This window comes from Dietzia sp. MNB45 (genome assembly GCF_051994785.1).
GTDB lineage: Bacteria > Actinomycetota > Actinomycetes > Mycobacteriales > Mycobacteriaceae > Dietzia > Dietzia kunjamensis.
Genome location: NZ_CP163397.1, coordinates 589,423 through 613,881, shown reverse-complemented (window position 1 = coordinate 613,881; position 24,459 = coordinate 589,423). Strand labels below are relative to the sequence as shown.

Genomic DNA, 24,459 nt, shown 5'->3' with positions numbered 1-24,459 from the left:
CGCCGGACGCGGGTCCTCTAGACTCGCGCAGGTCATGGAATTGAAGGCAGTGAAGTCAGACCTCGTCGCCAGGATCGCGTCCCCACGCACGCCGTCGGGCGCCGATCCGGTCGACCCCTACCTGCCCGGCGCGGGCAACCACGGATATCGCGTCACGCGCTACGAGCTGGGCCTGAGCTACAAGGTGAGCCCCAACAACCTCCGTGGCGAGGCGGTGATCACCGCGACCGCCACCGAGCCGCTGGAGACGATCCGGCTCGACCTCTCCCCACACCTGACCGTGTCCAAGGTCCTTCTCGACGGAGACCGCGTCGCCCGCTACACCCGGCCCCGCGGCAAGCTCTCGATCACCCCCGCCGAACCGCTCGCCGTGGGATCCGCGTTCACCCTGACCATCCGCTACTCCGGCAACCCGAAGCCGATCCGCGGGCCGTGGGGCGAGGTGGGCTGGGAGGAACTGACCGACGGGGTCCTCGTCGCGGGCCAGCCCAACGGTGCCGCCAGCTGGTTCCCCTGCGACGACCACCCCTCGGCGAAGGCCCCGTTCCGCATCAGGCTCACCACCGACTCGCCGTACCGCGCCGTCGTCACCGGCACGCTGGTCGGCAAGAAGCGCAGTGGCAGCACGACCGCCTGGGACTTCGACCTCCCGCACCCCACCTCCCCCTACCTGGTCACCGTCAACCTCGGTCAGTACGACCACCTCGAGTCCACCGACGGGCCGGTGCCGTTCCACGCCTTCGTCCCCGCCGACCTCAAGCGGGGATTCCGGGAGGCCTTCGCCCGGCAACTCGAGATGATCACCGTGTTCTCCGATCTCTTCGGCCCGTACCCGTTCGACAGCTACAAGGTCGTGGTGACCGACGACGAACTCGAGATCCCGCTCGAGGCGATGGGCATGTCGACGTTCGGACGCAACACGTGTGAAGCCGCGGGCCGGCCGGACTCGGACGAGCGACTCATCGCCCACGAGCTGGCCCACCAGTGGTTCGGCAACGCCGTCACCATCGCCGAGTGGAAGCACATCTGGCTGCACGAGGGGTTCGCCTGCTACGCCGAGTGGCTGTGGACCGAGTTCTCCGGCGGCGCCGACGCCGGAAGTCACGCCCTGCGCTACTACTCCAAGCTGCAGAACTCCCCGCAGGACCTCCTCCTGTCGGACCCCGGACCCGAGGACATGTTCGACGACCGTGTCTACAAGCGCGGCGCCCTGACCCTGCACGCGCTGCGCCTGACGATCGGCGACGACCGCTTCTTCGATCTCCTCCGCGCGTGGGTCGCGACGTACTCCGGCAGGACCGTCACCACCGACGACTTCCTCCACCTGGCCGCCGACCACTCCCCCGTCGACCTGCGGCCGCTGTGGAACGCCTGGCTGTTCTCCGAGCCCCTGCCGCCGACCCTCGGTATGCCCGATGACGACACCGGCAGCCACTGAGCCGACACCCACCACCGGCCGGTCGGCCGCGGGCGGGATGCGGGCACTGACGCTGGCGACCCTGTTCGCCGCGGCCTCCGGGTACCTGGTGATGCTGGTGGCCGGCCGCGCGCTCGGCCCGGCCGACTATCCGCTGTTCGCCACCTACTGGGGAGCGTTCTTCGCCCTCGGCGGCGTCGCCAACGGGCTGATGCAGGAGGTCACCCGCGCCGTCCGCTCGGCCCGCGGGGGTGGGACCGGCACGGTCGGCGCGCGGCCGCCGCGGTCGGCGGTCCGGTTGCTGCCGGCCGGGCTCACGCTGGGCCTGGTCCTCGCGGCCGCGGTGGCCGTGAGCGCGCCGGCCTGGCCCGCGCTGGGCCTGCCCACGTTCTCCGGCGTCGGCGTCGCCGTCATGGCGTTCGGCATCCTCGGCTTCACCCTCCAGGCCGCCACCGCGGGCGCCCTGTCGGGAACCGAACGCTGGGGCCTGTACGCGGTCCTGCTCACCGTCGACGCGGCGGTGCGCCTGGCCGTGGCGGGCGTCGCGTGGTGGCTCGGCGACGCCGGTCTCGGATTCGCCGTGGCCACGGTCGCAGGCGCCGTCACGTGGGCGCTGCTCATCGCCCTGTCCCCCGCCACCCGCGACGCGCTGGCCTCCGCCGTCGACGCCGGTCGCCGGCGCTTCTGGCGCAACACCGGGGCAGCCATGCTCGCCTCCGCCGGCACCTCGGCCTTGGTGACCGGGTTCCCGCTGTTCGTCACCGCCACCGTCCGCGCGGACGATCCGGCCCCACTCGTCGGCGCGGTGATCCTCGCCATCACTCTGACCCGCGCGCCGTTGCTCGTGCCGCTCACCAGTTTCCAGAGCGCGATCATCGTCTACTTCGTCCAGCGCCGCGCCCGCGGACCGCGGTCGCTGGCCGCCCCGCTCGGCCTGGTGACGGCGGTGGGGATCGTGGGAGCGGGGGCCGCGTGGCTGGTCGGCCCGTGGCTGATCCGCGTGTTGTTCGGAGGCGATTTCGAACTGCCCGGTGCGGTACTGGCCGCCCTCACCGCCGCGTCCGTGGGCACCGCCGCCCTGATGGTGACGGGCAACGCGGCGCTGGCCTTCGACCGCCACCTGCTCTACAACGCCGGGTGGTGGGTCGCGGTCGTCGCCGCGGCGGCGCTTCTCGTCGCCGTGCCCGGACCACTCGACGTGCGCGCCGCGATCGCGCTCCTCGCCGGCCCCGGCATCGGGGTCGCGGTCCACGTCACCGGCTTGGCCGTGACCGCGCGCCACCCGGAAACCGACGCATGACCGACGTCCGTCTGCTCGCCCGCCGGGGCGGCGAATTCCTCGCCGCCCTCTTGGTCGCGGCCGTGGTCGGTGCCCTCACGTTCGAGGGAGTCGACGCGCTGCCGTTCGTCGAACCCAGCTGGCTGCCCGAGACCTTCGGCGCGACCCTCGCCGCGGGGGTCGTCATCCTCGCCGGGTGGCTGTTGCTGCGCAGGGCCACTGGCGGCCGGGCCCTGTGGCTGCTCGGAACCGCCGGGCCGGCTTTCCTGGCCTCCTCCCACCTCGGACTGCTGCTGAACGGCACGCCGCACTACCTGTTCGGCCTCGGCGGCGACCAGCTCAACCGCGTCGCCTACGTCACCCGCTTCGCCGACTCCCCCGCCCTCGCCGACCCCTTCTACGCCGACGCCGCGCCCTTCTACCCGCCACAGTGGTTCTGGGTGGGCGGGCAGCTGTCCCGGATCACGGGCATCGACGGCTGGGAGTTCTACAAGCCGTACGCCATCGTCACCATGGCCATCGCCGGCGCGATCGCGTTCGTGGCCTGGCGATGGCTCGTCCCCGCGCGGCTTGCCGTCGTGTTCGGTCTCGTCACCTCGGTCATCGGCGGGCACACCAACGCCTACGAGCCCTACTCGTGGATCCTCATCTGCCTGCTCCCGCAGGTCGTCGTGGCGACGTTCCTCCTCTGCGCACGGGTGGCCGCCGCAGCCGGATCCCGGACGAGCCGCGGACCCACGTGGCCGCTGGTCGCGACGACCGGCCTGTACCTCGGCTGGGCTGCGCTGGGCTACACCCTCATCGCGGGTGTCGCGGCGCTGCTGGTGGGCCTCGTCGTCGTCATCCATTCCTGGCGATACCGCACCGATCGTGCGGTGGTCCTCGCCCTGCTCGGCCGCCTGGCCGCCATGGCGGCGATCTCCGCGGCGATCGCACTGTTGTTCTGGCACCGATTCCTGCTGGCCGCCCTCGGCGGCGCGGACACCGAACCCTCGGTGGCCAACGACTTCGCGCCCGAGATCGCCTCGCGGTGGCCGCTGCCGATGCTCGAGGTGTCCGCCGTCGGGCTACTGTGCCTGATCGGCGTGGTGTGGCTGGTCGTCACCGTCTGGCCCGACGGAGCCGGCCGGGCCTCCGAGCGCGCGGCGGCGACGTTGCGAACGCGGATCGGCACCGAGCACGACACGGACCACGTCGCCGACACCGACGCCGACGGCGCTCTCCCCCCGGCCGATCGACGGCTCGTCCTCGCACAGGCCCTGGGCCTCACGGCGGTGACCGTCCTCGGGTGGTACGTGCTCTCGGGGCTGCGGGCGGTCACCGGCAGCACGCTGCTGCCGTTCCGGATGATCCCGATCATCACCCTCGTCCTCGCCCTGGCGGGCGTGGTCGGCGCGCTGACGCTGGCCCGGTGGGCCGTGCGGACCTCTCCCGACCGGTCCCGTGGCCGCGTCACCGCCGCGGCGGTGGTGGTCGCGGGCCTCGCTGCCGTCCAGATGGTGCAGCACGTCTCCGGGGAGGATGCGGAGTTCGCCGCCGAAGCCCGCGCGTTCCCCGCGGTCCCCCGCGACGTGCTGGACGCTGTGGACGACATGACCGGCGACCGGGCACCCTCGGACCTCGTCCTGCTGACCTCGGATCCGACCCTCTACGCCTACCGGCCGTACTTCTCGTTCCAGGCGCCGGCCCAGGCGTACGCCACGCCGGCCGGCCGGTACGAGGAGCGCCTCGACGAGATCCGGAGCTGGGCGGACACCGAGACCCCCGGAGAGCTGACCGCCGCGCTGGACTCGAGTGAGTTCCGCAGCCCCGACGTTCTGGTCCTCACCCGCGAGGGGTCCCGCCGCTGGGTTTTCCCCGCGATCGTCAACCAGATGCCCCGGGTCCAGAACAACGCGCGCGAGGAGATCGTCTTCCGGCCGCGGCAGTTCGACGATCCCGCCCGCTTCGACGTCCGGGAAGTCGGGGAACGGATGGTGATCGTGCGACGCTGAGGCCCCGGCGGGCGCGCCGGGGAGCACGGGCCCACCCGGGCCCCGGCAGCAGAGAGTCGCTATGCCCTCCGCAGCGATGCCTGCGCCGGGAACGGCACGACGATCTCGCGACCCACGTCCTCCACCGCGTGGGTGAGCGCAGTGGTCAGCACGATGCGGTCGTCGTAGACGTGGGCGATGCGGACCTCGGTGTCACGCCCGTCGTCGTGGACGACGTACCGGTCCATGAGGAAGCGCAGGCCGACACCGTCGAGCGCGGCCTCCGCCTCGTGCCACTCGTCGACCGGGCTCATCGGCCGGCCCAGCCTGTCGATCGGCACGAGGGCCGGCTCGGCGACCGTCGTGTCGACCCAGCCGACCACCTCGCCGTCGTCGCGACGGTGCGGGATCCACGTCTCGGGGATCACGCGCCACGCGCCTCGTCAGAACTTGCGGAACGTGTGCCCGAGCAGCTTCTTGCCGCCCTCGGTCAGCTTGCCAGCCCTGGCCGCGGTCGGGATCAGCGACAGCGCGTTGAGCCGCGAGGTGACGTGCAGGCGCGCGGCACGCTCGGCGCTCTTCCAGCCGCGGGCGGCGAACGCGTCGGCCTCACCGGCGAAGAAGCGGGCCTCCTCGTCGAACCGCCGACCGTCGAGGGCGCGGACCGACGAGTCCGACGCCGAGTGCCGGCGGTAGAGGAACGCCAGCGTGGGGTCGTAGATCATGTGGCCGCCCCCGGTGATGACGTCAACCAGCAGCGCGAGGTCCTGCACCACGTCCAGACCCTCACGGAACCCGATCCGCTTGACCCACTCGGAGTTCCACGCCAGCGACGGGAAGTAGGTCCAGTTGCCGTGCATGAGCGAGGTCATGAGCTTCTCGCCGTGCAGCACGGTGCGGCCCTGCGCCTTGGGCTGGGTGAACGCCTTCACCGAGTCGGACAGCCCCCGGACGGGCGCGCCGTGCTCGTCGATGACGCTGACCCCCACCTCCATCACGGCGGCGTCCGGCACGGCGGCGAACCCGTCTGCCACGACCTGCAGGTAGTTGGGCAGCATGATGTCGTCGGCGCCCATGATCACCACGGTCGGCGCGGTGACCATGTCCACGCATTTGCGGTAGTTGCCGTTGGCGCCGAGGTTGGTCTCGTTCTTCTCGTAGGTCACCCGCTCGTCGCGCGCGGTGATCTCGCCCATGTAGCGGGCCGGCTCCGGATCCGGGTAGCCGTCGTCCACCACGACCAACCGGAAATCGCGGTAGCTCTGCGCCAGGACACTGTCCACGGCCTTCTTGAAGTGGTCGACGTCCCCGTAGTAGGGGAGCATCACGTCGATGGCCATCAGGGGAACCGCCGTCCTTCTCGTCACCGGATTGTCCGTCCGGTCGCATAGTATCGACCTCCGATGAGCAGTGACAGCGTGCGGGATACGGGGCCGAGTGTGGCGGGCGGAGATTCGACCGTCGGTAACCACGACGTGTGGCTGATCGTCCCCTGCTTCAACGAGGGCACCGTGATCGAGGAGGTGCTGCGTTCGGCGCGTGGGACGTTCCCCAACATCGTGGCGGTGGACGACGGGTCGGCGGACAACTCGGCCGCGGCGATCCACCGCGCGGGTGCGCACCTGGTCCGCCATCCGGTGAACCTGGGCCAGGGCGCGGCCATCCAGACCGGTGTGGAGTACGCCCGCGCCCAGCCGGGGGCCCGCTACTTCGTCACCTTCGACGCCGACGGGCAGCACCAGGTCAAGGACGTGCTGGCCATGGTGGGACGGCTGCGGTCCGAGCCGGTGGACATCGTCGTGGGCACGCGCTTCGGGCGCCCCCGCCGCGACGACGACCAGGTGCCGCTGATCAAGCGGCTCGTCCTGCGCACGGTCGTGCTGCTCAGCCCCCGCACCCGCCGACTGGGCCTGACCGACGCCCACAACGGTCTGCGCGTGTTCAACCGTCGCGTCGCGGAGGACCTCAACCTCCGGATGAACGGGATGAGCCACGCCAGCGAATTCGTGGAGCTCATGGACAGCCGCGGCTGGCGGGTGGCCGAGCAGCCGGTCGACATCCTCTACACCGAGTACTCGATGTCCAAGGGCCAGTCGCTGCTCAACGGCATCAACATCCTCTCCGACGGGTTCGTGGGAAAGAGGCTGCCCCGATGATCAAGGTCCTGCTCCTGCTGGCCGGCGCCGCGCTGGTCGTGTTCTTCCTGGCCAACCGCCGCAAGGCGCGTGCGAAGGCCGGCGTGAAGATCGGCTTCGTGCTGTTCGTCGTGTTCATGGTGTACGCCGTGATCCGCCCCGACGACCTCACCGTGGTCGCCAACGCGCTCGGGGTGCAGCGCGGCACGGACCTGGTGCTGTACGCGCTGGTCATGGGCTTCGCGTTCGTGACGGTGTCCACCTACGTTCGTTTCCGCGAGCAGGAACTGCGGTACTCGCGCCTGGCGCGGACGATCGCGTTGCAGCACGCGGTGCGGCCCGATGACAAGGTCGACGCGGTGGTCATGAAGCCGGCCCCGGACGACGACGACCCGATGCGGTCCTGACCGCAGCCGTGGACGAGGGCGCGAACGAGGACGTCCGCGGCGAGGCCGCGCGCCTGCGACGCCGCCTCAAGCTGGCGCGCGGACGACTCGACGCGGTCCTCCATGCCGGTGACCAGCCCGGAACGAGCAGGGTGGGTGACGCCGCCGGTGTGTACGCCGGGGCGCGCGGGGGTCTCGCCCGGATCGACGACGACGACGAGGTCCGCGCCCTCCTGCGCCCCGCCTCCGATCGGATCGCGCGCCTGCTCGAGCTGACCGACGGTCTCGCGGACGGCACGCTGTCCGAGGCGCCGGCTGGCGACGCGGCCCGGGCGGTCGCCGACACCCAGCCGTTCCGGCGGCCGCGGTGACCGGCGCACTGCCGGAGACCCCGCCGCCGGCCCGGGTGATCCGGTTACTCGACCTGGCCGCCGGCCTCGTCTCGGCGCGGGATGCCCTGGCGACCGCGCGCGACGCGCTCCTCACCTCCACGACCCGCTCCCCCGCCCTGGACGCGCTGGCCGACGCCGTCGGCGGCGAGGCCCGCGGCCTGACCGAGATCCTGGCGGGCGTGTACCGGCTGGTCGAGCTCGCCGAGGACTCCTGGGACGACCTCGACGGGCCGGACCCGCTTCCCGAGCCCGGGCGCGCGGCCCTGAGGGCGACGCTGGACCGGGCGGCGGACAACGCGCTGGCCGACCTGGCCAGGCTCGCCGGGGTCGCGGCGGGTGGGACGGACGGATCCGGCGGCCTCGACACCGCCGCGACCGTCGCCGCCTGGGACCCGGACCCGGCCGAACCCGATCCTGCCGACCCCTCCGATGTGTACGCGACGATCGAGCACATGCCCGTCGCCGACCGGCGACTCCTCGCGCTGGCCGAGACCGAGGCCGTGGGCGGGACGTACGGCGTGCCCTGGCCGGTGCGGGCCCGCGCCAACGCGGTGGCCGTGCGCGCCGCGCTCCACCGCGAACAGCTGGCGGGTACGCCGTGGAGTCCGCGCATCGGGCGTCTGGAGACGATGGCGCGGCGTGATGCTCGTCGTCGTCGTCGTTCCTTCCCGGCGTTCTCACCGCGCCGCGGTGGGCGGATGATCGAGGTGGTGGGCGAGCTCGGCCCGGACATCGAGGCGGTGGCGGTGTACGTGCCCGGCACCGGCACCAACCTGGACATGTCCCACGTCAACACCGACGTCGCCGTGGACCTCGTAGAGTCCGGCGGCGGGCGACTGGCCGTGGTGACGTTCCTCGACGGCGAGTTCCCGCAGGACATCATGGCCGATGCCGGCGATCCCCGGTTCGCCGACGCCATGGCGCCGCGCCTGGTCCGCTTCTGTCGTGAGGTGGACCGGGTCATGGAGATCGAATGCCCCGGTGCGGCACTGACCGTGGTGGGGCACTCGTACGGCGGGCGGATCGTGGGCACCGCCGAACGGCTCGGCCTGCGCGCCGACCGGGTGATCTACGCCGAGTCGCCCGATCTCGGGGTGGGCGTCGCGGGGCCGTCGGACTGGCGCGCCCCCGGACCGGTACGCAGGTACTCCCTCACCGCACCCGGCGACCCCGTGGAGCTGCTGCAGATCCGGTTCGGCCTGCGACAGCGCTGGTCCCACTCCGACCTGGGCGGCGGCGCCGTCCGACTCGACACCGGCTACTTCGCCGACGGCACGCCCGTCTACGGCACGCGCGGTCACGGCGGCGTGTTCGACCGGGACTGCGGGGCGTTCCGGGCGATGCTCGCCGTGATGCTCGGCGGACAGGTGCCCCTGTGGCGGGAACGGCGGATCCGGGCGCGCCACACCGGCGTGGACCGCGGTCAGGAGGGGCGCGTCCTGCCCGTCCTGCGCCGACATGCCGTGGGCCTGTTGCTCCGTCGCGATCAGGACCCCTACGGCGAGGCGGCCGTGCTCTGGGAGGGGCCCGAGCGACTGACGACGGTCCCTCCGGCGACGCGCGCGGCGAGGGAAGAGGTTGGCGTTCCCACGGACGCTGTCTGATACTGGGGCCCATGGCTTCGCTCGACACCCGGTTCACCCCACCGTCTCTCACCACCGTGGGGATGGGCGCCCTGGGCGTCCTGTCGGTCGGGTTGATCTCCGCCGGCCTCTGGTACGACTCCCACCGCAGCGCCGAGGCCGTCGAGCGGGCCCGCGCGCAGGTCGAATCCGCGCAGACCACCGGGCCCACCGCCGAGCCGATCGCGAGCACGGCCTCGGAGACCAGCACCGAGTCGAGCACCGCGGAACCCACCAGCGAGGAGTCGGCCGAGGTCTCCGAGGAGACCGAGCCCGCCGACGACCGGGCCGAACAGGCGGTCGCCCCGGTGGCCCCCGTGACCAGCGTGCCGACCGTCGCGCCGGTTCCGCGGGCCGCCGCCGTCCAGCCGGTCCGTCAGGCGCCGGTTGTCCCGGTCGCGCCCGCAGCCCCCGCCCCGGTGGCGCCCGCTGCGCCGGCGGCGCCCGCGGAGGGCGACGGTGTCGCCGGTGGCGGAGCCGAGGGCGGCACCGCGGGTGACGCCACGGGTGACGCCACGGGCGGCGCGGACGACGCCGGTCAGGGCGAGGGAGAACTCGAGGTCACCGCGCCCGACGGCGCCCGGCCCGCGCCCGGATTCCCGGACCTGCTCCGCCCGTTCCTGCCCCGGCCGAACTTCGCCCCGCAGCAGGACACCGTCGGCGCCGCTGCCGTGGGCGCCGACGCGGTCGGGACCGCCGGCGCCGCCGGGGCCGACGGCGACGCGGGTGAGGACGGAACTGCTCGCGCCGACGGCGACGCTGGCGGGGACGGCACCGCCGGCGCCGACGAGAACTAGCGCGTCAGTCGCTGAAGGACGTCAGTCGCGGAAGTAGTCGACCGTCCGGGCGACGCCCTCGCGGATCGTCACCCGCGGCGTCCAGCCGAGCACCTCGGCGGCGCGCTCGGCGTCGAGGGCCGAGCGGGCGACATCCCCCAGGCGGGCGGGAGCGTACTCGGGATCATCCGTCGCTCCCGCGGCCTCGGCGACCAGGGTGTGCAGCCCACGGTCGGTGGTCTCCACGCCGGTGCCCACGTTGAAGCGCAGCCCCGCCGCGGCCGGGACCTCGGCGGCGCGGACGAAGACGTCCACCACGTCGTCGACGAACACATAGTCGCGCGTGTTGCCTCCGTCGCCGAACACGCGCGTGGGCTGACCGGCCAGCAACCGCTGGGAGAAGATCGCCACCACCCCGGCCTCGCCGTGCGGGTCCTGCCGCGGCCCGTACACGTTCGCCGGCGCCACGCCCGCCCACTCGATCCCGTACAGGCGCGAGAACATCTCCAGGTAGATCTCCCCGGCCACCTTCCCGGCGGCGTACGGGCTCAGCGGGTCCACCGGTCGGGTCTCCGCGACGGGCAGCTCGGTCACGGGCCCGTAGATGGACCCGCCTGAGGAGGTGAAGACGATCCTGCGCACCCCGACCTTGCGGGCCGCCTCGGCCAGCCGGACGGTGCCGACGACGTTGACCTGGGCGTCGTGGACCGGATCCTCCACCGACAGCCGCACGTCGATCTGCGCGGCCAGGTGGAAGATGACCTCGGGCCGGGCGGCGGCCACCACGTCCTCGATGGCGGGGTCGGTCAGGTCGAGCTCGCGGAACTCGAACCGGTCACCGGCCTCACGGGCCGCCGCGAGGTTCTCGAGCCGACCGCGGGACAGGTTGTCCACCACGGTCACGTCATGGCCCTCACCGAGCAGCCTGTCCACCAGGGTCGACCCGATGAACCCGGCCCCTCCCGTCACCAACGCGCGCATGTGATGCCCTCCCCTCGTCTGCGACGACACCGCCGCGGCTCCCTCACCTTCAGGCCCGTGCACAGGATACGACCGTGGGACCGGTGGCGAGGTCACTCCGGCCCGTATGTCCCGGTCGCCCGGGTGAGCGGGGACCGCCGCTCGGGCGGGAACGGGGAGTCCTCCACTATCTGCGCCAGTTCGGCGTCGGTGAACGCGCCCCGCACCGCGTAGATCCGCACCTGCGACTCGGCGTACACCTTGGCCAGGCCGGGCGTGCCGTCGAGGCGCAACAGGTGCTCGTTGGGCTTCTGGAACCCCCAGTAGTTGGGCGGGCTCACGTACACGTACGTCACACCGAGCTCCGCCAACGCGCGGTCGACCCGGGGGTTCACCCCGGCCTCGTCCATCCGGGAGAACAGATAGGTGGTCAGCGGGGCCGTCGCACCGGGTTGCAGGTAGTGCCGCGAGGTCGAGGGCAACCCGTCAGTGGCGTACATCCAGCCCGAGCCCTCGTCGGGATTGGTGTAGATGAGACCCGAGTAGGCCTGCGGCTGCTCGGACAACCAGCGGAAGGCGCGCAGGTCGTGCTCGTCGACCATGCGGTTCCACCGCTGATTCACCCCGGCCGCGACCGCGTACTCGGGCGAGGCCTGCACCACCCAGGACCCCACCCCCACCAGGGCGGCCAGCGCCACGGCCACCCGGGCGAGCCGGACGCCGCCACCGTCCGGGTCGGTGAGGGGATCGACCAGCCTGCCCAACCATCCCGCCAGCGCCTGGACGGTCGCCCCGACGCCCACACCCACCGCCGCGGCCACGACCACGGCCAGCACCACCCCGATCCGGCGGGGGTCGTTGTAGTAGATGCTGCCGATCCCGCGGAGCACACCGCCGGTCCAGTTGCCGAACACGCTCATCGAGTTGACGCACACCACCAGCAGCCCGCCCCACAGCAGCAGCGGCCAGAACACCTTGCGGCGCAGCATCACCACCAGGCCCAGCGCGGCCAGGGACAACAGCACCCACCGCACGCCCCAGTCCTCCACATGACGCACCTGCAGGGCTACCGCCTTGCCCCAGGTGGCGGCGCGGTCGGCGTCGATCTGGAACTCGAAGGCCGAGATGTCGTCGGCCTCCTCGGACACCGTGAGCACCTGCGGCAACAAGGTGAGCACCCCGGCCAGCCCGATACCGGCCAACACCACGAAGTCGCGCACGCGGCCGCGGACCGGCCGCCACAGCCCGTCGAACAGCCACCAGAACAGCACGAACACGGCCGCGGTGACCATGGCCGACGGATGGACGCCGCCGATACCGACCAGCCCGAGCGCGGCGGCGGGGATGAACCGCCGATCGGCCAGGGCCGCCACCACGACCGCGGCCCCCAGACCGGCCATACCGTTGGCCACGGCCGACGGGGTGGCGGCCACCATCACCTCGACGAACGGCAGACCCGGGAACAGCGGGGTGGCCATCGCGGCCACGGCCGCCGAGGTGGCCACCACGGGCCGGGAGAACCGGCGGTGGGTGATCAGCCACGCCAACGCCGCCACGCCCAGCGGGAACACGAGCGCGACGCTGCCGATCTGCACGAGGTTGTACGTCTCGACGGCGCCGATCCCGCGCAGGCCCATGACCAGGGCGGCGATCGAGTGCCACGTGCTCGGGTAGTAGAGCGTCGCACCGTTCTCCGGGTAACGCAGCTCCCCGGCGAGGTCGGGCGACGCCACGCCGAGGTCATGGATGAAGCGGATGTAGTTGGCGTGCCAGTGGGCGTCCCAGCCCTGGAAGATGTTCGCCGTGCCGCCGGGGGTCGCCGAGAGTTCGGTGAGGATCATCTGGCCGATCAGCCAGGCGCTCGCCAGGATCGCCGCGCCCGGCAGCAGCCACCACCACGAGCGCCGCCCGGGCCGACCGTCCACCCCGCCGGGGCGCTCGACCCCGGCGGTCCCGCGAACCCTGCGGAGTCGGCCGACCCGACCGGTTCGGCGGCGCCGGCGACGGCGTCGCCCGTCCGCCGGCGTGGCGTCGCGGCCTCGTCGTCGTCGTCGCCACACCCATGTCGCCCCGGTGATCAGCAGCCCCACCACGCCGACCACCGCGGCGGTCGCGGCCGTGGCGACCACGTAGGCGCCGAGCGACCACGGCACCCCGACCCGGCCGTAGACGTAGCCGGCGATCGCGGCGATCCCGAACGAGACCGGGATCGACGTGCCCAGCGCGAGACGCAGGGGCAGTTGCGCGGCGGCGCCCACGATCGCGCCGGGCACCACCAGGAGCGCGGTGAGGGTCATCATGACCAACGCGATGTCGATGACCCGCCTCCGTTCCTAGTCCTGCCCGTGTCCGTGGCCCTGTCCGTGTCCCTCTCGGCGTCCGCGGCCCCGCCGTCCGACCCGCCCATTATGGTCCACCGGACCGTGAAACCTCAGCGCGGCACCAGCACGCCGACCGGTCCGCTGCCCACGCACAGCTGGGAGGCGCCCCCGCCCGGGGAGACGGTCAGGCCCGTCCCCCCGCCCTCGAGGCGGACGTACACCGTCCCCGGCCCGGCCTGGACGGGGGCCGTCACCTCGTCGCCGTCGTCGAGGCGGACCACGACGTGACCGTCCGCGTCCGCGAGGAGGTGGAGCCGCACCACCCAGTCGCGCCCGATCAGCGGCCCGTCCAGGGCGATCCGGGCGCCGTCCGGACCGACCCGGTGGCCGCAGCCGGGCGCCGGCCCCTGCGGGATGGTGCGGCCCGGGACCACGTCGGCGGGATGCAGCGCCCCGTGCGCGTCGATCGCCACCGGGTCGCGGGTCCACGCCCCCACCGCCGGGACCCCCGGCACCCCGGCGAGCAGCGCGGACAGCCGGTTGGCGGGCGTCGTCAGGGGGAGCAGCACCTCGAGCGGGACCTCCTTGTCGAGCAGGGGCTCGGTGCGCTCGCGCAGCGCCGCGAGCAGCGGCTCGGTGTAGTCGCGGGACGGCTGCTCCGACCACACCTGGCGGTACGAGACGGTCGAGACGGCGGAGGAGGCGAGCAGCGCGGCCAGGCCGAGCGCGCCCGCCATCGGCAACCAGATCCCCGCGCGGCCGATCCGCGGTGCGGGGTCCCCCTCGGGCGCGGCGTCCGGCAGGCGCGGTGCGGCGATCGCCAGAGCGGCGGCCGCAGCCAGCACCACCGGCAGTTCGGAGTGGTACCGGAGGGTCTGCACGATCTCCGTCGCGGTGTCCGGGCCGGTGCGCCCCACCGCGACCAGGACCACCGTCACCATCGGGTACAGCGCAGCGGCCACCCAGATCGCACCGGTGCGCCGCCGGGTGAGAACGGACCACGCCAGGACCGCCGCGACCGCCAGGGCGCCCACGACGACGGCCATCGTCGACGGGTCTGCCATCGGGGGTCCCGGGTGCCAGCGCTCCCAGCTCCACGGTCCCCCGCCCAGCGTCGGCACGACCGTCAGCCGGTAGGTGTGGTCCACAAGGTCGACGAATCCGGGCCCCGGGCTCCCGGCGCCGGTGCCGCCGGTGTCGTCCCCGCCCTCGGTCCCGGCCGGGAACCCGCCCGACGATCCTCCCCCGAGACGGCCGACGACGACGAGGAACACCGCCCCCCACACCACGACGATCGCGGCCAGTGCCGACCAGGCCCAGCGGGTCCGACGCCACAGGGCCCGCAGCTCACTGCGTGTTCCGCCGCCCGTCCACCACGACCCCAGCAGCACCGCCGCGGCCACCACCGGGATGATGAGCGCCTTCTCGACGAACAGCAACCCCAGAGCCGTGGCCACCGCGGCACCCACGGCATGGCGTCGGCGACCCGAGCGGGCGAGCAGGATTATCGACGCCACCGTCCACGCCATCGCGGCGGCGAGCGGCAGCGCGTTGAGGGCGGCCGCCCACCACGTGGCCGACGGCAGGCCGAGCGGGATCGCGAGCGTGGCCACGAGTGGGACCAGCAGGATCGCCCGGCCCGCCAGCAGGACCCACAGCATCCGGGCGAGCGCGGCGCCCGCGACCAGCTGGAGCAGCGCGATCTGTACCAGCGGCACGCGGAAGTCCAGCGGCGCGACGTGCGCCGCGACCCAGGTCAGGGCCATCGCGCCGGGCATGAGGTGACCGTCGTGGTCCGCGAACAGGAACGCGGGATCCGGGAACGCCTGCGCGGCCGCCCTGCCGTGCAGGAGGAGATCGTCCCAGTAGAACCAGCCCGCCGCGGCGACCCAGGTGCGCACCGCCGTGGCCGCCACCACCACCAGCGCGCAGGCCGCCAGGACGAGCCGACCGCGATTCGTCGGCCGGGCCCGCGCGGGAACGTCGGGCGTGCCCGGGGTGCGGTCGTCGGGCGTGCCCGGGGCGGGTCGGCGGCTGGACGTGGCGGGGGGCATCGCGGGCCACGCTAGTCGGCCCGGCGGGAGCGCACGTGCACTCCCCTGAGCGGCAGGGCGCTCGGGAACGATGGCCGCTACGCCTGCGCCCCCGCAGACCCGCATCGCCGCATCGCCGCATCGCCGCGCAGCCGCTCCCGCGCCTGGCGTCTCGCTCGCGCGGCTGTACGCCCGGGCCACAGCCGCACGTCAACATGGCGTCTCGCCTGCCCCGAAGCGGGTGCGAGACACCACCCCGGGGAGCGGCTGCGATGCAGGTGTACGGGCGCCACGACGATCATGGGCACAGTCGCGCCCGTGGGTGCGCTCCGGCCTGCGACGATGCTCGGCCGCGGGCGGGGGTGTCGGAGGCCCTCGATAGGGTGCCCCGCATGAGTTCCGGAACCCCTCGTGCAATCGGTGCCGTCGTCCTCGGGGTGGCCGTGCTGGCCGGGATCGGCTGGTGCGCCGAACCCGAGGAGGGCGCCCCGGGCACGGTCGGCGCTCCGGGCACGGTCGGCACTCCCGCGACGTCGGCGGTCGACCCGGAGAGGAACGCCTCGCCGTCGTCGCCGGTGGAGCCCCCGCCCGTCGACGCGCAGCCGGCGCCCCCCGCCGAGCCCGCGCCCCCGGTCGACCCCGACGCCGGCGAGCCCGTAGATCCCCTGGTCGCGGCGGCCCGCGGGGCCCTGCCGCAACTCGAGGTCAAGGGCCGGGCGCCCAAGACGGGGTACGACCGCGACCTGTTCGGGCAGTCGTGGACCGACGACGTGTCCGTGGAGTTCGGCCGCAACGGCTGCGACACCCGCAACGACATCCTCCAGCGCGACCTCCGGGACATCACCTTCCGGCCCGGCACGCGGGACTGCGTGGTCCTCACCGGCGTCCTGGAAGGGCCGTACACCGGGGAGCGGATCGACTTCGTCCGCGGGCAGGACACGTCATCGGAGGTCCAGATCGACCACGTGGTGGCGATGTCGGACGCGTGGCAGAAGGGCGCACAGCAGCTCACCGAGGAGCAGCGGCGTGACTTCGCCAACGACCCGCTCAACCTGCTGGCCGTGGCCGGGTGGGCGAATCAGCAGAAGGGCGACGGCGACACCGCCACCTGGCTCCCGCCCCGTCGCGAGTTCCGGTGTTCGTACGTCTCGCGCCAGGTGCTGGTCAAGGACCGGTACGGCCTGTGGGTGACGCCGGCCGAGCGCGAGGCGATGGACCGGGTCCTGGCCGGCTGCTGAACCCGCCGCGGCGCACCGCGACCGGGCAGGGCGCACCGCGGCCCGGTCAGAAGTCGAAGAAGCCGCCGCCGTCGCCGCCGAAAAGGCCACCGTCGAAGAACCCGCCGCCGCCGTCTCCCCCGCCGTCGCCGCCGAACAGGCCACCGTCGAAGAAGCCTCCGCCGTCGCCTCCGCCATCGCCGCCGTCCCCGCCCATGAGTCCGCCGTCGAAGAACCCCTCGCCGCCGTCGCCGCCGCCCATGTCACTGACGTCGGCGCCGCCCTCGCCGACCCCGGACGCGAAGTCCTCACCGGAGTACCCGATGCCCGACATGCCGGCGAACATCATGTTGAACATCATCATCGAGCCCATCATCCACACGCCCGTGGTCAGGGCCGACGCCCACCAGGGCTCCGAGTACCAGCCGGCGGGGACCGGTCGACCGGCCACGACGCCGCCCGGATAGTAGTGCGGGGTCTCGTCGCTCGGATCGGTCGCGGCCTTCATGGTCCGGCCCTCGACCTCGACCTCGCGGTCCTCCGTCACGCGGCCGGCGCGGTCCTGGCCGGGGGTCTTGGGCAGCTCGGGGCCCGGGTCCAGGCCCATCGCCGAGCGGGCGGCACGCACGTAGTACAGACCCTCCAGCGCGGTGTCCTTGGCCAGCTGCGCCTGTACCGGGGTGCGGGCATTCTCCAACTCGGAGACCGCCGCCGTGTAGCGCTCCGACGCGTCGGCCATGGCCTGTTTGGACGCCTCGTCGGTGCCATCCAGGTTGAACACCTGGCCCCCGAGCCGCTCGACCCATCGGGCCGCCTCGGCCCGGTGGTCGGCGAGGTGGTGATTGTGCTGCGCCTCCAGCTGGGTCTGGCCCTTGTTCTGGCTGCGGGAGACCACGGCGACGGCCACCGCGATCACTGCGGCGATGAGGAGGAATTCCACGACACGACCTTTCTCGGTACTGGTGTCGAGGGTACCGAGATCGCGGCCCGTGGCGCGCGGTGCGGCGGGGTCAGGAACGGTCGTCCGCGCCGCTCACCACGTCCGCCTCCCGTAGGCGGGCCACCTCGGCCGGGCCGATCCCGAACCCGGCCAGCACCGCATCGGTGTCCGCTCCGCGGGGGCGCGGTCCGAAGCGTACGGATCCGGGCGTGTCGGACAAGGTGACGGGGATCCCGACACCGCGGTATCCCTCCCGCTCGACCACCATGCCCCGATGCATGACCTGCGGCATCGCGAGCGCCTCCCCCACATCGTTGACCGCGCCGGAGGGAACCCCCGCCGAACGGAGGCGGTCCGCCAGGTCGGCGCGATCGATGCCGCCGACGAGCTCCCCGAGGAGCGACCGGAGTTCTCCGGCGTGCGCGAGACGGTCCGAGTTGGTGAGGAACCGCGGATCCTCGGCCAGTGCGCGTTCACCCAGCGCGACGGCGAGGGAGCGGAACTGCCCGTCGTTGCCCGCGCCGATGAAGAAGGGGCCGTCTGAGCAGGTGAAGGTCTCGTAGGGGCAGATCGTCGGGTGGGCGACGCCTGTCCTGGCCGGGGGCTCGCCCGTGGCGAACCACTTCCCGGCGTGTGGGTGCAGGATCGACACGGCGTTATCGAGCAGGGCGAGGTCGACGAGCTGCCCGCGCCCGGTGGTTTCTCTGACGTGCAACGCCATGAGGATGCCGGTCATCGCGTTGAGGCTGGTGACGATGTCCACCAGGGGGATACCAATGCGCATGGCCGGCCCGTCGGGCTCCCCGTTGATGCTCATGAGCCCCGACAGCGCCTGGAGGACGGCGTCATAACCGGGTGCGCCGCCCAGCGGACCGTCGACGCCGTACCCGGTGATGCGGCAGTGGACCAGGCGGGGGAACCGCACGGCGAGCTCGGCGTCGCCGAATCCCCACGCTTCCAGGGTCCCGGCTTTGAAGTTCTCGATGACGACGTCCGCCTCCGCGAGCATCCTCGCCAGGAGTGACTGCCCCTCCTCACTGCGCAGGTCGATGCTGATGTTCCGCTTGTTGCGGTTCAGACCGTCGAAGTAGGCGCTGTGGTCCTCCCGCACGAACGGCGGACCCCAGCCCCGGGTCTCGTCCCCGCCCGGTGGCTCCACCTTGACGACATCAGCACCGTGGTCGGCGAGCATCTGACCACACAGAGGTCCGGCCAGGACCCGGGACAGGTCCACGACACGGATGTCGGTGAGAGCCCCGGTCCGCGGCGTATCCGCGTACGGCGTGGCGGCCACGACTCAGGGGCCCGTCACACGGTCGAGCCAACCGGCGGCCGCACCCTCGACCCGAGCGCCCTCGACGACCATGGGCCATGCCCCGTCCATCCCGCCCGCGAGTGCGACGTCGGTGAGTCGGCTCTCCCAGAACGCCGCGGAGCCGAACTCACCGCGCCACTGCAGAGCGGGCAGGGTGAGGCGGTGCAAGGTGTGCTCGTGCGTGGTGCCGATGGCGCCGTGCACCTGATGGGTGTTGCGCACGGCGACGGCGACGGTCTGCGAGGCCACGCTGCGGGCCACGGCCACGCGGAATCCCGACAGCGGCCCCCCGAGGTCGGTGTCGAGCGCGTCGGCGACCGCTTGGTCGACCGCCGCGCGGGCGAGGACGGTCTCGGCCGCGATGTCGACGACGAGGTTCTGCACCGACTGGAACTCGGCCAGCGCCCGACCGAACTGGTTGCGCTCGGTGCTGTGGGCGATCGCCGCGTCGAGCATCCCCTCGGCGGCGCCCACGGACTGGACGGCCCGGGCGAGGGCGCCTCGGAGCACCGCCGCTTCGACGGGAGCGGCGTCGACCGGGGTCCACGCGGCGTCGTCGGGCGCGCTGAGGTCGCCCAGTGCCACCGCGGAGGTCCCGTCGACGGGTGTGACCGCCGCCCGGTCGGTCGGGATGTCCGCGACCTCGAAGCGGGGTCGCCCGTCGTCGTCGGCGGCGGACCGGCGTACGAACAGCACGGAATCGGTGGACCCGGCCCAGGCCACGCGCCGGGCGCGGGAGTCGGACCCGAGGACGGCGAGGGTCGCCGTCCCCGGGGCGGAGTCGTCCAGGCCGACCGCGCGGCGCAGCGGCCCGACGACGAGGTCGGTCTCCGCATACGGGACCGCGACCCCGGCGGCGGCGGCCAATCTCAGCAGCGTGGCGGCCTCCGCCCAGCCCGCCCCGCTGCCCCCGGTCTCCTCCGGGCCGGTGAGCCGGCCGATCCCCACCTCGGACAGGGCCCGCCACACCGCAGTCGCGTCGGGGTCGACGGTGGGCCCGGAGAACTGCGCCAGGACACCCGCCATCATCGACTCGAGGTCCTCGTCAACGGCCAGGTCGACGGCCTCGATGGTCCGGTCGGAAGCGGTGCGCCCGTTCATCTCATCCCCATTCCCCGCGCGATCACGCCGCGCAGAATCTCGTTGGTCCCGCCGCGCAGCGTGAAGCCGGGGCGTTGATGGAGTCCGGCACGGAGCAGATCCGTGAGTTCGGACGCGGCCGCGTCCGCCTCGCCCGGCGCGAACTCGTCGCCGAGCCTGGCGGAGACCACGTCGACGATGTCGCCCTCGGTGGTGGTTCCGAGGAGCTTGACCAGTGCCGCGGCGTTGTCGGCGGGCTCGCCGCGCTGCAGCGCCCCGGCGATGTTCTGGCTCAGGGCGTGAAGCCCCGCCATCCGCGCGACCGAGCGGCCGAGGTCGGTGCGGGCGGGCAATGTCCCCTCGGCGATCGCGCCGATCTCGGCGGCGAACAGGCGGAAAGAGGAGAGGAACCGCTCGGGGCCGCTGCGCTCGAAGGCCAGCTCGGAATTGACCTGCTCCCAGCCCCGGCCCAGGGAACCGAACACGCGGGCATCGGGGACGAACACCTCGTCGAGCACGACCTCGTTGAAGTGGTGGTCGCCGGACAGGGAGACGATCGGGCGGATGGTGACGCCCTCGCTGCGCAGGTCGACGATGAACTGGCTCAGCCCCGCGTGCCGGTGGGCGGTGTCCAGCGGCTCGGTGCGGGCGAGGGCGATGAACGCCTCCGCGTGCTGGGCACCGGAGGTCCACACCTTGGTGCCGGAGACGGCCCAGCCGCCGTCGACCCTCACACCCTTCGTCCGCACACTGGCCAGATCGGAACCCGAGTCCGGTTCACTCATCCCGATGCCGAAACAGCACTCTCCCGCCGCGATGCGCGGCAGGTACTCGCGCTTTTGCTCCTCTGTGCCGTACCGCAGGAGCGAGGGGGCGATCTGCCGATCGGCGACCCACTGCGCGGCCACGGGCGCCCCGACAGCGAGGAGTTCCTCGGTGACGACGAAGCGCTCCAGGTGCGTGCGTCCTCGGCCGCCGTACTCGGTGGGGATCGCCATGCCGACCCAGCCGCGCTCGGCGAGACGACGGGTGAAGTCCTCGTCCCACCGGGTCAGCCAGGTGTCGATCCACGGTGTGAGACGGCCGGCGGCGATCTCGCCGCCGAGGAAGTCGCGGACCTCCGCCCGTAGGGCGTCCATGTCCGCCGACGCCAGGGTGGTCGGTGGTGCGAGTGCGGACCTCATCGGGCCTCCTCGAAGGGGATTGGGGTGTCGGCTGCCGGATCGGGGCCGAAGGGTGACCCGGACCACGTGTTCGAGAATCGCACGGTCGGCGCTTTTACGCAATAGGGGATTCCACTACGCTCTCTCGTATTCGCCCGGTCGTCCCGCAGGGGCGGATAGTCTTACCCCATGACGCAAGCGGACGTGGGAGGCGACGGGGCGGTGGACGTGCCCCGCATGGACAAGGTCCCCGAGCGTCCCCGGCACCGGATGGTCGACCGGGTCGCGGCGATCATGGAACTCGTCGCCCGATCGGGATCCGGCCTGACGCTCACCGCGGTGGCAAAAGCGCTCGAGGCCCCGATCAGCTCCACGCAGGGCCTGCTCAACGGGCTCGTGGCGGTGGGATACCTCGACGAGCGCAACCGCGTATACACCCTGGGTACGGCACCGTATCTACTCAACGTCATCGCTGGTCGCCCGCCCGTGACGTCCGTGTCGCGGGACCAGCTCCTGGCCCTGCACGCGGAGACAGGGCTCACCACCGCCCTGTCGACCGATGTCGGTGACGACTTGTTCTACGTGGACCACGTCTCCAACGACCCGCACTATTCGTACATCGCGGAGAACCGCCTGCGGCGTTCACTGCTGCGGACCTCGTCCGGCTGGCTCTTGCTCGCCGACCGCGAGAAGCGCGACATCTGGGCCTACCTCAACGCCCGGCCGTCCGCGGAATCCGAGTTCGTGGACAGGTTTCTCGATTCCCTGGAGGAACTCCGCGAGACCGGGGTGTGTACCGCCCCCGGCGTGGCGGTCGACGGCGGGGACGGCGTCTCAGTCGCCCTGCGCGAGAGGGGCCGCACGATCGCGACCGTGGGGGTCATCGCCGCGCGCGACCTCATCGTCGAACGCAGCGAGGAACTGGCCCGCATCTGCCTCCGCCACGCGACGGAATGGGGCCTGCGCTGAGCCTGGTCGCGTGTCGGAGCCAGACCCAGCCCCGGCCCGGCCGAGAGACGGAGATCAGCGACCTGTGTACTCGCCGGCGCGCTTGTCCCCGAACGCCGCGAGCGCCACGCGGTGATCCTCGGCGTGGTGCGCCAGCGCCTGCATCGCCGCCGACAGCTCGAGGAGCGACTCGAGCGACTGGTGCTGTGACTCGCGGAGCAGCTTCTTGGCCATGCGCACCGAGTGCGGTGGATTCTTGGCCACCCGCGCGGCGAGAGTGTGGGCCGCCTCCAGCAGCTGATCGGGTTCCACGACCTCGTTCACCAGCCCCCACGCGGCGGCCTGCTCGGCCTTGACCCGGTCGCCGGTGAGCGCCATCTCGGCCGCCCGCGCCGGGCCGATCGCCTTGGTCAGCAGCCATGCACCGCCGTCGCCCGGGATGATCCCCAGCTGGACGAAGCTCTCCGCGAACCACGCCCTCGTCGACGCCACCCGCAGGTCGCACATCACGGCGAGGTCGCATCCCGCACCGACGGCCGGCCCGTTCACCGCGGCGACCACCGGCACTTCGCAGTGATACAGGGCGCGCGGGATCCGCTGGATACCCCGGCGGTACCCGTCACGCAGTTCATACGGGCTGCCGCCGAACATCCCCGCTCTGTCCACCATGTCCTTGACGTTCCCGCCGGCGGAGAACGCGGAACCGGCACCCGTCAGGACCACGGCCCGGACGTCATGATCCCCGTTGACCGTGGCGACCTGATCACACAGCGCGTCGACGATCGCCGGATCGGAGATGGGATTCCGGGAGTCCGGCAGGTTCATCGTCCACGTCTCGATGTGGTCCGCTCGCTCGACGAGCAGGGGCGCAGTGGTCATGGGAGTCCTTTGATCGAGGGGCGAACAGCCGACGATATGCAACTACGTAAACTGTTACCTGACAGTAGCGAGTGATCGTCGTCACCGTCAATGATCGCGAGCGCAGGACATTCGGGCGGGCCCCGGGAGCCAGGCATCATGTCGCCCCCGGGAAGCGGACCGGACGACAGAAAACCCCGGACCTGGGAGGGCGGGGGTTGACAGCGTTCGGCGTTCCGATGGAGCCGCGTGTCGGAATCGAACCGACGACCTTTTCATTACGAGTGAAATGCTCTACCGACTGAGCTAACGCGGCGAGCCCTTGTGGGGCGACGCAACTATATCCGACGGACCCCCGTCGCCGGAAAACGACCCGCCCCCGCCCCGGTTGTCAGCCCAGTGCCTCGCGGATCGCGCCCACCATGGCGGACACCGCGAACTTGGGTTTGACGTTGACCTCGATCGCCGCCCGGCACTCCTGGATCGCCTCGATCGCGCGGAGGATCGCCGCAGCCGGGTAGTGGCCGCCGAGCCTCGCGGCCTCCTCCGCCTTGTCCGGATGGACCGGGTCGACCTCGCGGGCGCCGAGCGCCGACATGAGCGCATCCCGGTAGAACCCCGCCAGGTCGACCAGCGCGAGGTCCAGTGAATCGCGGGTGGACCGGGTCCGTCGCGACTTCTGGGCCTTCTCGAGCTCCTTGACCGCGCCCGTCGCACCCCGCCCTGCCGACGCGGTGCCCTTGCCGGTTCCGCCCGCCCCCAGCGCGGTGCGCAGCTCCTCGACCTCGCGCTCGTCGGATTCACTGTTGCGGGCCAACGCCTCCTGCTCAGCGGCGCTGACGAGCCGGTCCGCGAGAGGGAACGCCCGGCCCGGATTGTGCATGACCATGGGCAGCTGGAGGACGACGTCCCGCCGCTCCCGGGTCGCCTCGTCGGTCGCCAGCCACCGGGCACGACCCACGTGGCCCGAGGAGACCGACGCCGCCCACCGGGCCAGATCGGGGTCTATCGGGTCCCCGCCGGCGAGCAGCGCACGCTCGACCGCCGCCGCGTCCGGCTGACGCAGTGCGACGTTCCGCGAGCGCGACCGCAGGGTCACCATGATGTCCATCGGGTCGGTGGTCGGCGAGCACAGGAGGAACACGGTCCGACTGGGCGGCTCCTCCACCACCTTGAGCAGGGCGTTCCCGGACTGCTCGGTGAGTCTGTCCGCCTCCTCGACCACCACGATCTGCCAGCGCCCGGTGCCGGGGCGGCTCGCCGCGCGGTGGATGGTCTCCTTGACGTCCTTGAGCAGGATGTTGACGCCCTGCGGGGCGAGCAGGTGCACGTCCGCGTGGGTGCCGGCCAGCACCGTGTGGCACGCCCGGCACTCCCCGCAGCCCACCACGTCCGGGTCCTCGCACTGCAGGGCGGCGGCGAACGCCATGGCCGCCACGCTGCGGCCGCTACCCGGCGGACCGGTGAACAGCCAGGCGTGGACCATCCGGGCGTCCGAGGCATCCCACCCCTGCCCCGGCACGCGGGCACGAGCGGCCGTGGCGGCAGCGGTCAGCTCCGCCACGACGTCGGCCTGTCCGGCCAACCGATCGAACACCCCGGGCATGGCCCCCACCTTATCCCCGCCCACCGACACACCTGCGT

The 24,459-nt window shown here is 72.6% G+C and carries 21 protein-coding genes and 1 tRNA gene; 10 read left to right on the top strand and 12 right to left on the bottom strand.

The window, feature by feature from the left end:
- Nucleotides 1-34 precede the first annotated feature (34 nt).
- Genes AB5G72_RS03020 through AB5G72_RS03010 form a run of 3 tightly spaced genes read left to right on the top strand, consistent with a single transcriptional unit; the run spans nt 35 to nt 4,690 of the window.
- Nucleotides 35-1,438: a M1 family metallopeptidase gene (locus tag AB5G72_RS03020; protein ID WP_440220961.1), complete on the top strand. Its 1,404-nt coding sequence runs from the start codon at nt 35-37 to the stop codon at nt 1,436-1,438.
- The gene (locus AB5G72_RS03015; protein ID WP_440220960.1) at nt 1,416-2,717 is read left to right on the top strand and encodes a polysaccharide biosynthesis protein; all 1,302 of its coding nucleotides are present in this window, start codon (nt 1,416-1,418) and stop codon (nt 2,715-2,717) included. Before AB5G72_RS03020 ends, AB5G72_RS03015 begins: the two co-directional genes overlap by 23 nt.
- Nucleotides 2,714-4,690 carry an arabinofuranosyltransferase gene (locus AB5G72_RS03010; RefSeq protein ID WP_440220959.1) on the top strand — a complete coding sequence of 659 codons (1,977 nt, stop codon included), beginning with the start codon at nt 2,714-2,716 and terminating at the stop codon, nt 4,688-4,690. Before AB5G72_RS03015 ends, AB5G72_RS03010 begins: the two co-directional genes overlap by 4 nt.
- 59 nt (nt 4,691-4,749) lie before the next feature.
- On the opposite strand, the gene AB5G72_RS03005 is transcribed toward AB5G72_RS03010, so the two are convergent.
- Complete coding sequence (locus AB5G72_RS03005) at nt 4,750-5,097, bottom strand: hypothetical protein (RefSeq protein WP_440220958.1); 348 nt, start codon at nt 5,095-5,097, stop codon at nt 4,750-4,752.
- A gap of 15 nt (nt 5,098-5,112) precedes the next feature.
- Nucleotides 5,113-6,009: a glycosyltransferase family 2 protein gene (locus AB5G72_RS03000; protein WP_067711529.1), complete on the bottom strand. Its 897-nt coding sequence runs from the start codon at nt 6,007-6,009 to the stop codon at nt 5,113-5,115.
- 63 nt (nt 6,010-6,072) lie between these two features.
- On the opposite strand from AB5G72_RS03000, the gene AB5G72_RS02995 reads away from it, so the two are divergent.
- The 5 genes from AB5G72_RS02995 to AB5G72_RS02975 are packed head-to-tail and all read left to right on the top strand — an operon-like array spanning nt 6,073 to nt 10,001.
- Entirely contained in the window at nt 6,073-6,825 is a 753-nt protein-coding gene (locus AB5G72_RS02995; RefSeq protein WP_407335608.1) for a glycosyltransferase family 2 protein, read from the top strand.
- Complete coding sequence (locus AB5G72_RS02990) at nt 6,822-7,211, top strand: DUF2304 domain-containing protein (RefSeq protein WP_120284708.1); 390 nt, start codon at nt 6,822-6,824, stop codon at nt 7,209-7,211. The genes AB5G72_RS02995 and AB5G72_RS02990 overlap by 4 nt, the downstream gene beginning before the upstream one ends.
- Nucleotides 7,212-7,219: 8 nt before the next feature.
- Nucleotides 7,220-7,561: a hypothetical protein gene (locus tag AB5G72_RS02985; protein WP_440220957.1), complete on the top strand. Its 342-nt coding sequence runs from the start codon at nt 7,220-7,222 to the stop codon at nt 7,559-7,561.
- Nucleotides 7,558-9,186 (top strand): alpha/beta hydrolase, encoded by a 1,629-nt coding sequence (locus AB5G72_RS02980; protein ID WP_440220956.1) that lies wholly within the window; start codon nt 7,558-7,560, stop codon nt 9,184-9,186. The genes AB5G72_RS02985 and AB5G72_RS02980 overlap by 4 nt, the downstream gene beginning before the upstream one ends.
- A gap of 11 nt (nt 9,187-9,197) precedes the next feature.
- Complete coding sequence (locus AB5G72_RS02975) at nt 9,198-10,001, top strand: hypothetical protein (RefSeq protein WP_440220955.1); 804 nt, start codon at nt 9,198-9,200, stop codon at nt 9,999-10,001.
- Between the two features lie 21 nt (nt 10,002-10,022).
- On the opposite strand, the gene AB5G72_RS02970 is transcribed toward AB5G72_RS02975, so the two are convergent.
- The 3 genes from AB5G72_RS02970 to AB5G72_RS02960 form a co-directional block, all read right to left on the bottom strand.
- A complete protein-coding gene (locus AB5G72_RS02970; protein WP_440220954.1) occupies nt 10,023-10,961 on the bottom strand; it encodes an SDR family NAD(P)-dependent oxidoreductase in 939 nt (312 codons plus the stop codon).
- Between the two features lie 92 nt (nt 10,962-11,053).
- On the bottom strand, nt 11,054-13,240 hold the full coding sequence (locus AB5G72_RS02965; protein WP_440220953.1) for a DUF6541 family protein: 2,187 nt from the start codon (nt 13,238-13,240) through the stop codon (nt 11,054-11,056).
- Between the two features lie 131 nt (nt 13,241-13,371).
- Nucleotides 13,372-15,315, bottom strand: coding sequence for a hypothetical protein (locus tag AB5G72_RS02960; protein ID WP_440220952.1), 1,944 nt, complete (start codon nt 15,313-15,315; stop codon nt 13,372-13,374).
- A 371-nt stretch (nt 15,316-15,686) separates the two neighbouring features.
- On the opposite strand from AB5G72_RS02960, the gene AB5G72_RS02955 reads away from it, so the two are divergent.
- Nucleotides 15,687-16,532: an HNH endonuclease family protein gene (locus AB5G72_RS02955; RefSeq protein ID WP_440220951.1), complete on the top strand. Its 846-nt coding sequence runs from the start codon at nt 15,687-15,689 to the stop codon at nt 16,530-16,532.
- 46 nt (nt 16,533-16,578) lie between these two features.
- On the opposite strand, the gene AB5G72_RS02950 is transcribed toward AB5G72_RS02955, so the two are convergent.
- The 4 genes from AB5G72_RS02950 to AB5G72_RS02935 form a co-directional block, all read right to left on the bottom strand.
- Nucleotides 16,579-17,451: a DUF1542 domain-containing protein gene (locus tag AB5G72_RS02950; protein WP_440220950.1), complete on the bottom strand. Its 873-nt coding sequence runs from the start codon at nt 17,449-17,451 to the stop codon at nt 16,579-16,581.
- 70 nt (nt 17,452-17,521) lie between these two features.
- Entirely contained in the window at nt 17,522-18,745 is a 1,224-nt protein-coding gene (locus AB5G72_RS02945) for a CaiB/BaiF CoA transferase family protein (RefSeq protein ID WP_120284722.1), read from the bottom strand.
- 3 nt (nt 18,746-18,748) lie between these two features.
- Entirely contained in the window at nt 18,749-19,867 is a 1,119-nt protein-coding gene (locus AB5G72_RS02940) for an acyl-CoA dehydrogenase family protein (RefSeq protein WP_440220949.1), read from the bottom strand.
- Complete coding sequence (locus AB5G72_RS02935; protein WP_120284726.1) at nt 19,864-21,030, bottom strand: acyl-CoA dehydrogenase family protein; 1,167 nt, start codon at nt 21,028-21,030, stop codon at nt 19,864-19,866. Before AB5G72_RS02935 ends, AB5G72_RS02940 begins: the two co-directional genes overlap by 4 nt.
- A 249-nt stretch (nt 21,031-21,279) precedes the next feature.
- Between AB5G72_RS02935 and AB5G72_RS02930 the strand changes: the two genes are divergently transcribed.
- Entirely contained in the window at nt 21,280-21,978 is a 699-nt protein-coding gene (locus tag AB5G72_RS02930) for an IclR family transcriptional regulator (RefSeq protein ID WP_120285184.1), read from the top strand.
- Nucleotides 21,979-22,032: 54 nt separating this feature from the next.
- Here the strand turns inward: AB5G72_RS02930 and AB5G72_RS02925 are convergent, their stop codons facing one another.
- The 3 genes from AB5G72_RS02925 to AB5G72_RS02915 all read right to left on the bottom strand — a co-directional run bounded on the left by AB5G72_RS02925 (nt 22,033) and on the right by AB5G72_RS02915 (nt 24,421).
- Nucleotides 22,033-22,836, bottom strand: a complete 804-nt coding sequence (locus tag AB5G72_RS02925) for a crotonase/enoyl-CoA hydratase family protein (RefSeq protein WP_440220948.1) — start codon at nt 22,834-22,836, stop codon at nt 22,033-22,035.
- Nucleotides 22,837-23,055: 219 nt separating this feature from the next.
- A tRNA-Thr gene (locus tag AB5G72_RS02920) sits at nt 23,056-23,131 on the bottom strand.
- A 75-nt stretch (nt 23,132-23,206) separates the two neighbouring features.
- Nucleotides 23,207-24,421 (bottom strand): DNA polymerase III subunit delta', encoded by a 1,215-nt coding sequence (locus tag AB5G72_RS02915; protein WP_396444101.1) that lies wholly within the window; start codon nt 24,419-24,421, stop codon nt 23,207-23,209.
- Between the last annotated feature and the right edge of the window lie 38 nt (nt 24,422-24,459).

Bases quoted from the DNA above. Each gene is read 5' to 3' on its own strand.
- AB5G72_RS02990 (WP_120284708.1), top strand. From the start codon at position 6,822: ATGATCAAGGTCCTGCTCCTGCTGGCCGGCGCCGCGCTGGTCGTGTTC.
- AB5G72_RS02955 (WP_440220951.1), top strand. From the start codon at position 15,687: ATGAGTTCCGGAACCCCTCGTGCAATCGGTGCCGTCGTCCTCGGGGTG.
- AB5G72_RS03010 (WP_440220959.1), top strand. From the start codon at position 2,714: ATGACCGACGTCCGTCTGCTCGCCCGCCGGGGCGGCGAATTCCTCGCC.
- AB5G72_RS02935 (WP_120284726.1), bottom strand. From the start codon at position 21,030: ATGAGGTCCGCACTCGCACCACCGACCACCCTGGCGTCGGCGGACATG.
- AB5G72_RS02925 (WP_440220948.1), bottom strand. From the start codon at position 22,836: ATGACCACTGCGCCCCTGCTCGTCGAGCGAGCGGACCACATCGAGACG.
- AB5G72_RS02930 (WP_120285184.1), top strand. From the start codon at position 21,280: ATGGTCGACCGGGTCGCGGCGATCATGGAACTCGTCGCCCGATCGGGA.
- AB5G72_RS02940 (WP_440220949.1), bottom strand. From the start codon at position 19,867: ATGAACGGGCGCACCGCTTCCGACCGGACCATCGAGGCCGTCGACCTG.
- AB5G72_RS02915 (WP_396444101.1), bottom strand. From the start codon at position 24,421: ATGCCCGGGGTGTTCGATCGGTTGGCCGGACAGGCCGACGTCGTGGCG.
- AB5G72_RS03020 (WP_440220961.1), top strand. From the start codon at position 35: ATGGAATTGAAGGCAGTGAAGTCAGACCTCGTCGCCAGGATCGCGTCC.
- AB5G72_RS02965 (WP_440220953.1), bottom strand. From the start codon at position 13,240: ATGATGACCCTCACCGCGCTCCTGGTGGTGCCCGGCGCGATCGTGGGC.
- AB5G72_RS02960 (WP_440220952.1), bottom strand. From the start codon at position 15,315: ATGCCCCCCGCCACGTCCAGCCGCCGACCCGCCCCGGGCACGCCCGAC.
- AB5G72_RS02975 (WP_440220955.1), top strand. From the start codon at position 9,198: ATGGCTTCGCTCGACACCCGGTTCACCCCACCGTCTCTCACCACCGTG.
- AB5G72_RS02970 (WP_440220954.1), bottom strand. From the start codon at position 10,961: ATGCGCGCGTTGGTGACGGGAGGGGCCGGGTTCATCGGGTCGACCCTG.
- AB5G72_RS03015 (WP_440220960.1), top strand. From the start codon at position 1,416: ATGACGACACCGGCAGCCACTGAGCCGACACCCACCACCGGCCGGTCG.
- AB5G72_RS03000 (WP_067711529.1), bottom strand. From the start codon at position 6,009: ATGGCCATCGACGTGATGCTCCCCTACTACGGGGACGTCGACCACTTC.
- AB5G72_RS02995 (WP_407335608.1), top strand. From the start codon at position 6,073: ATGAGCAGTGACAGCGTGCGGGATACGGGGCCGAGTGTGGCGGGCGGA.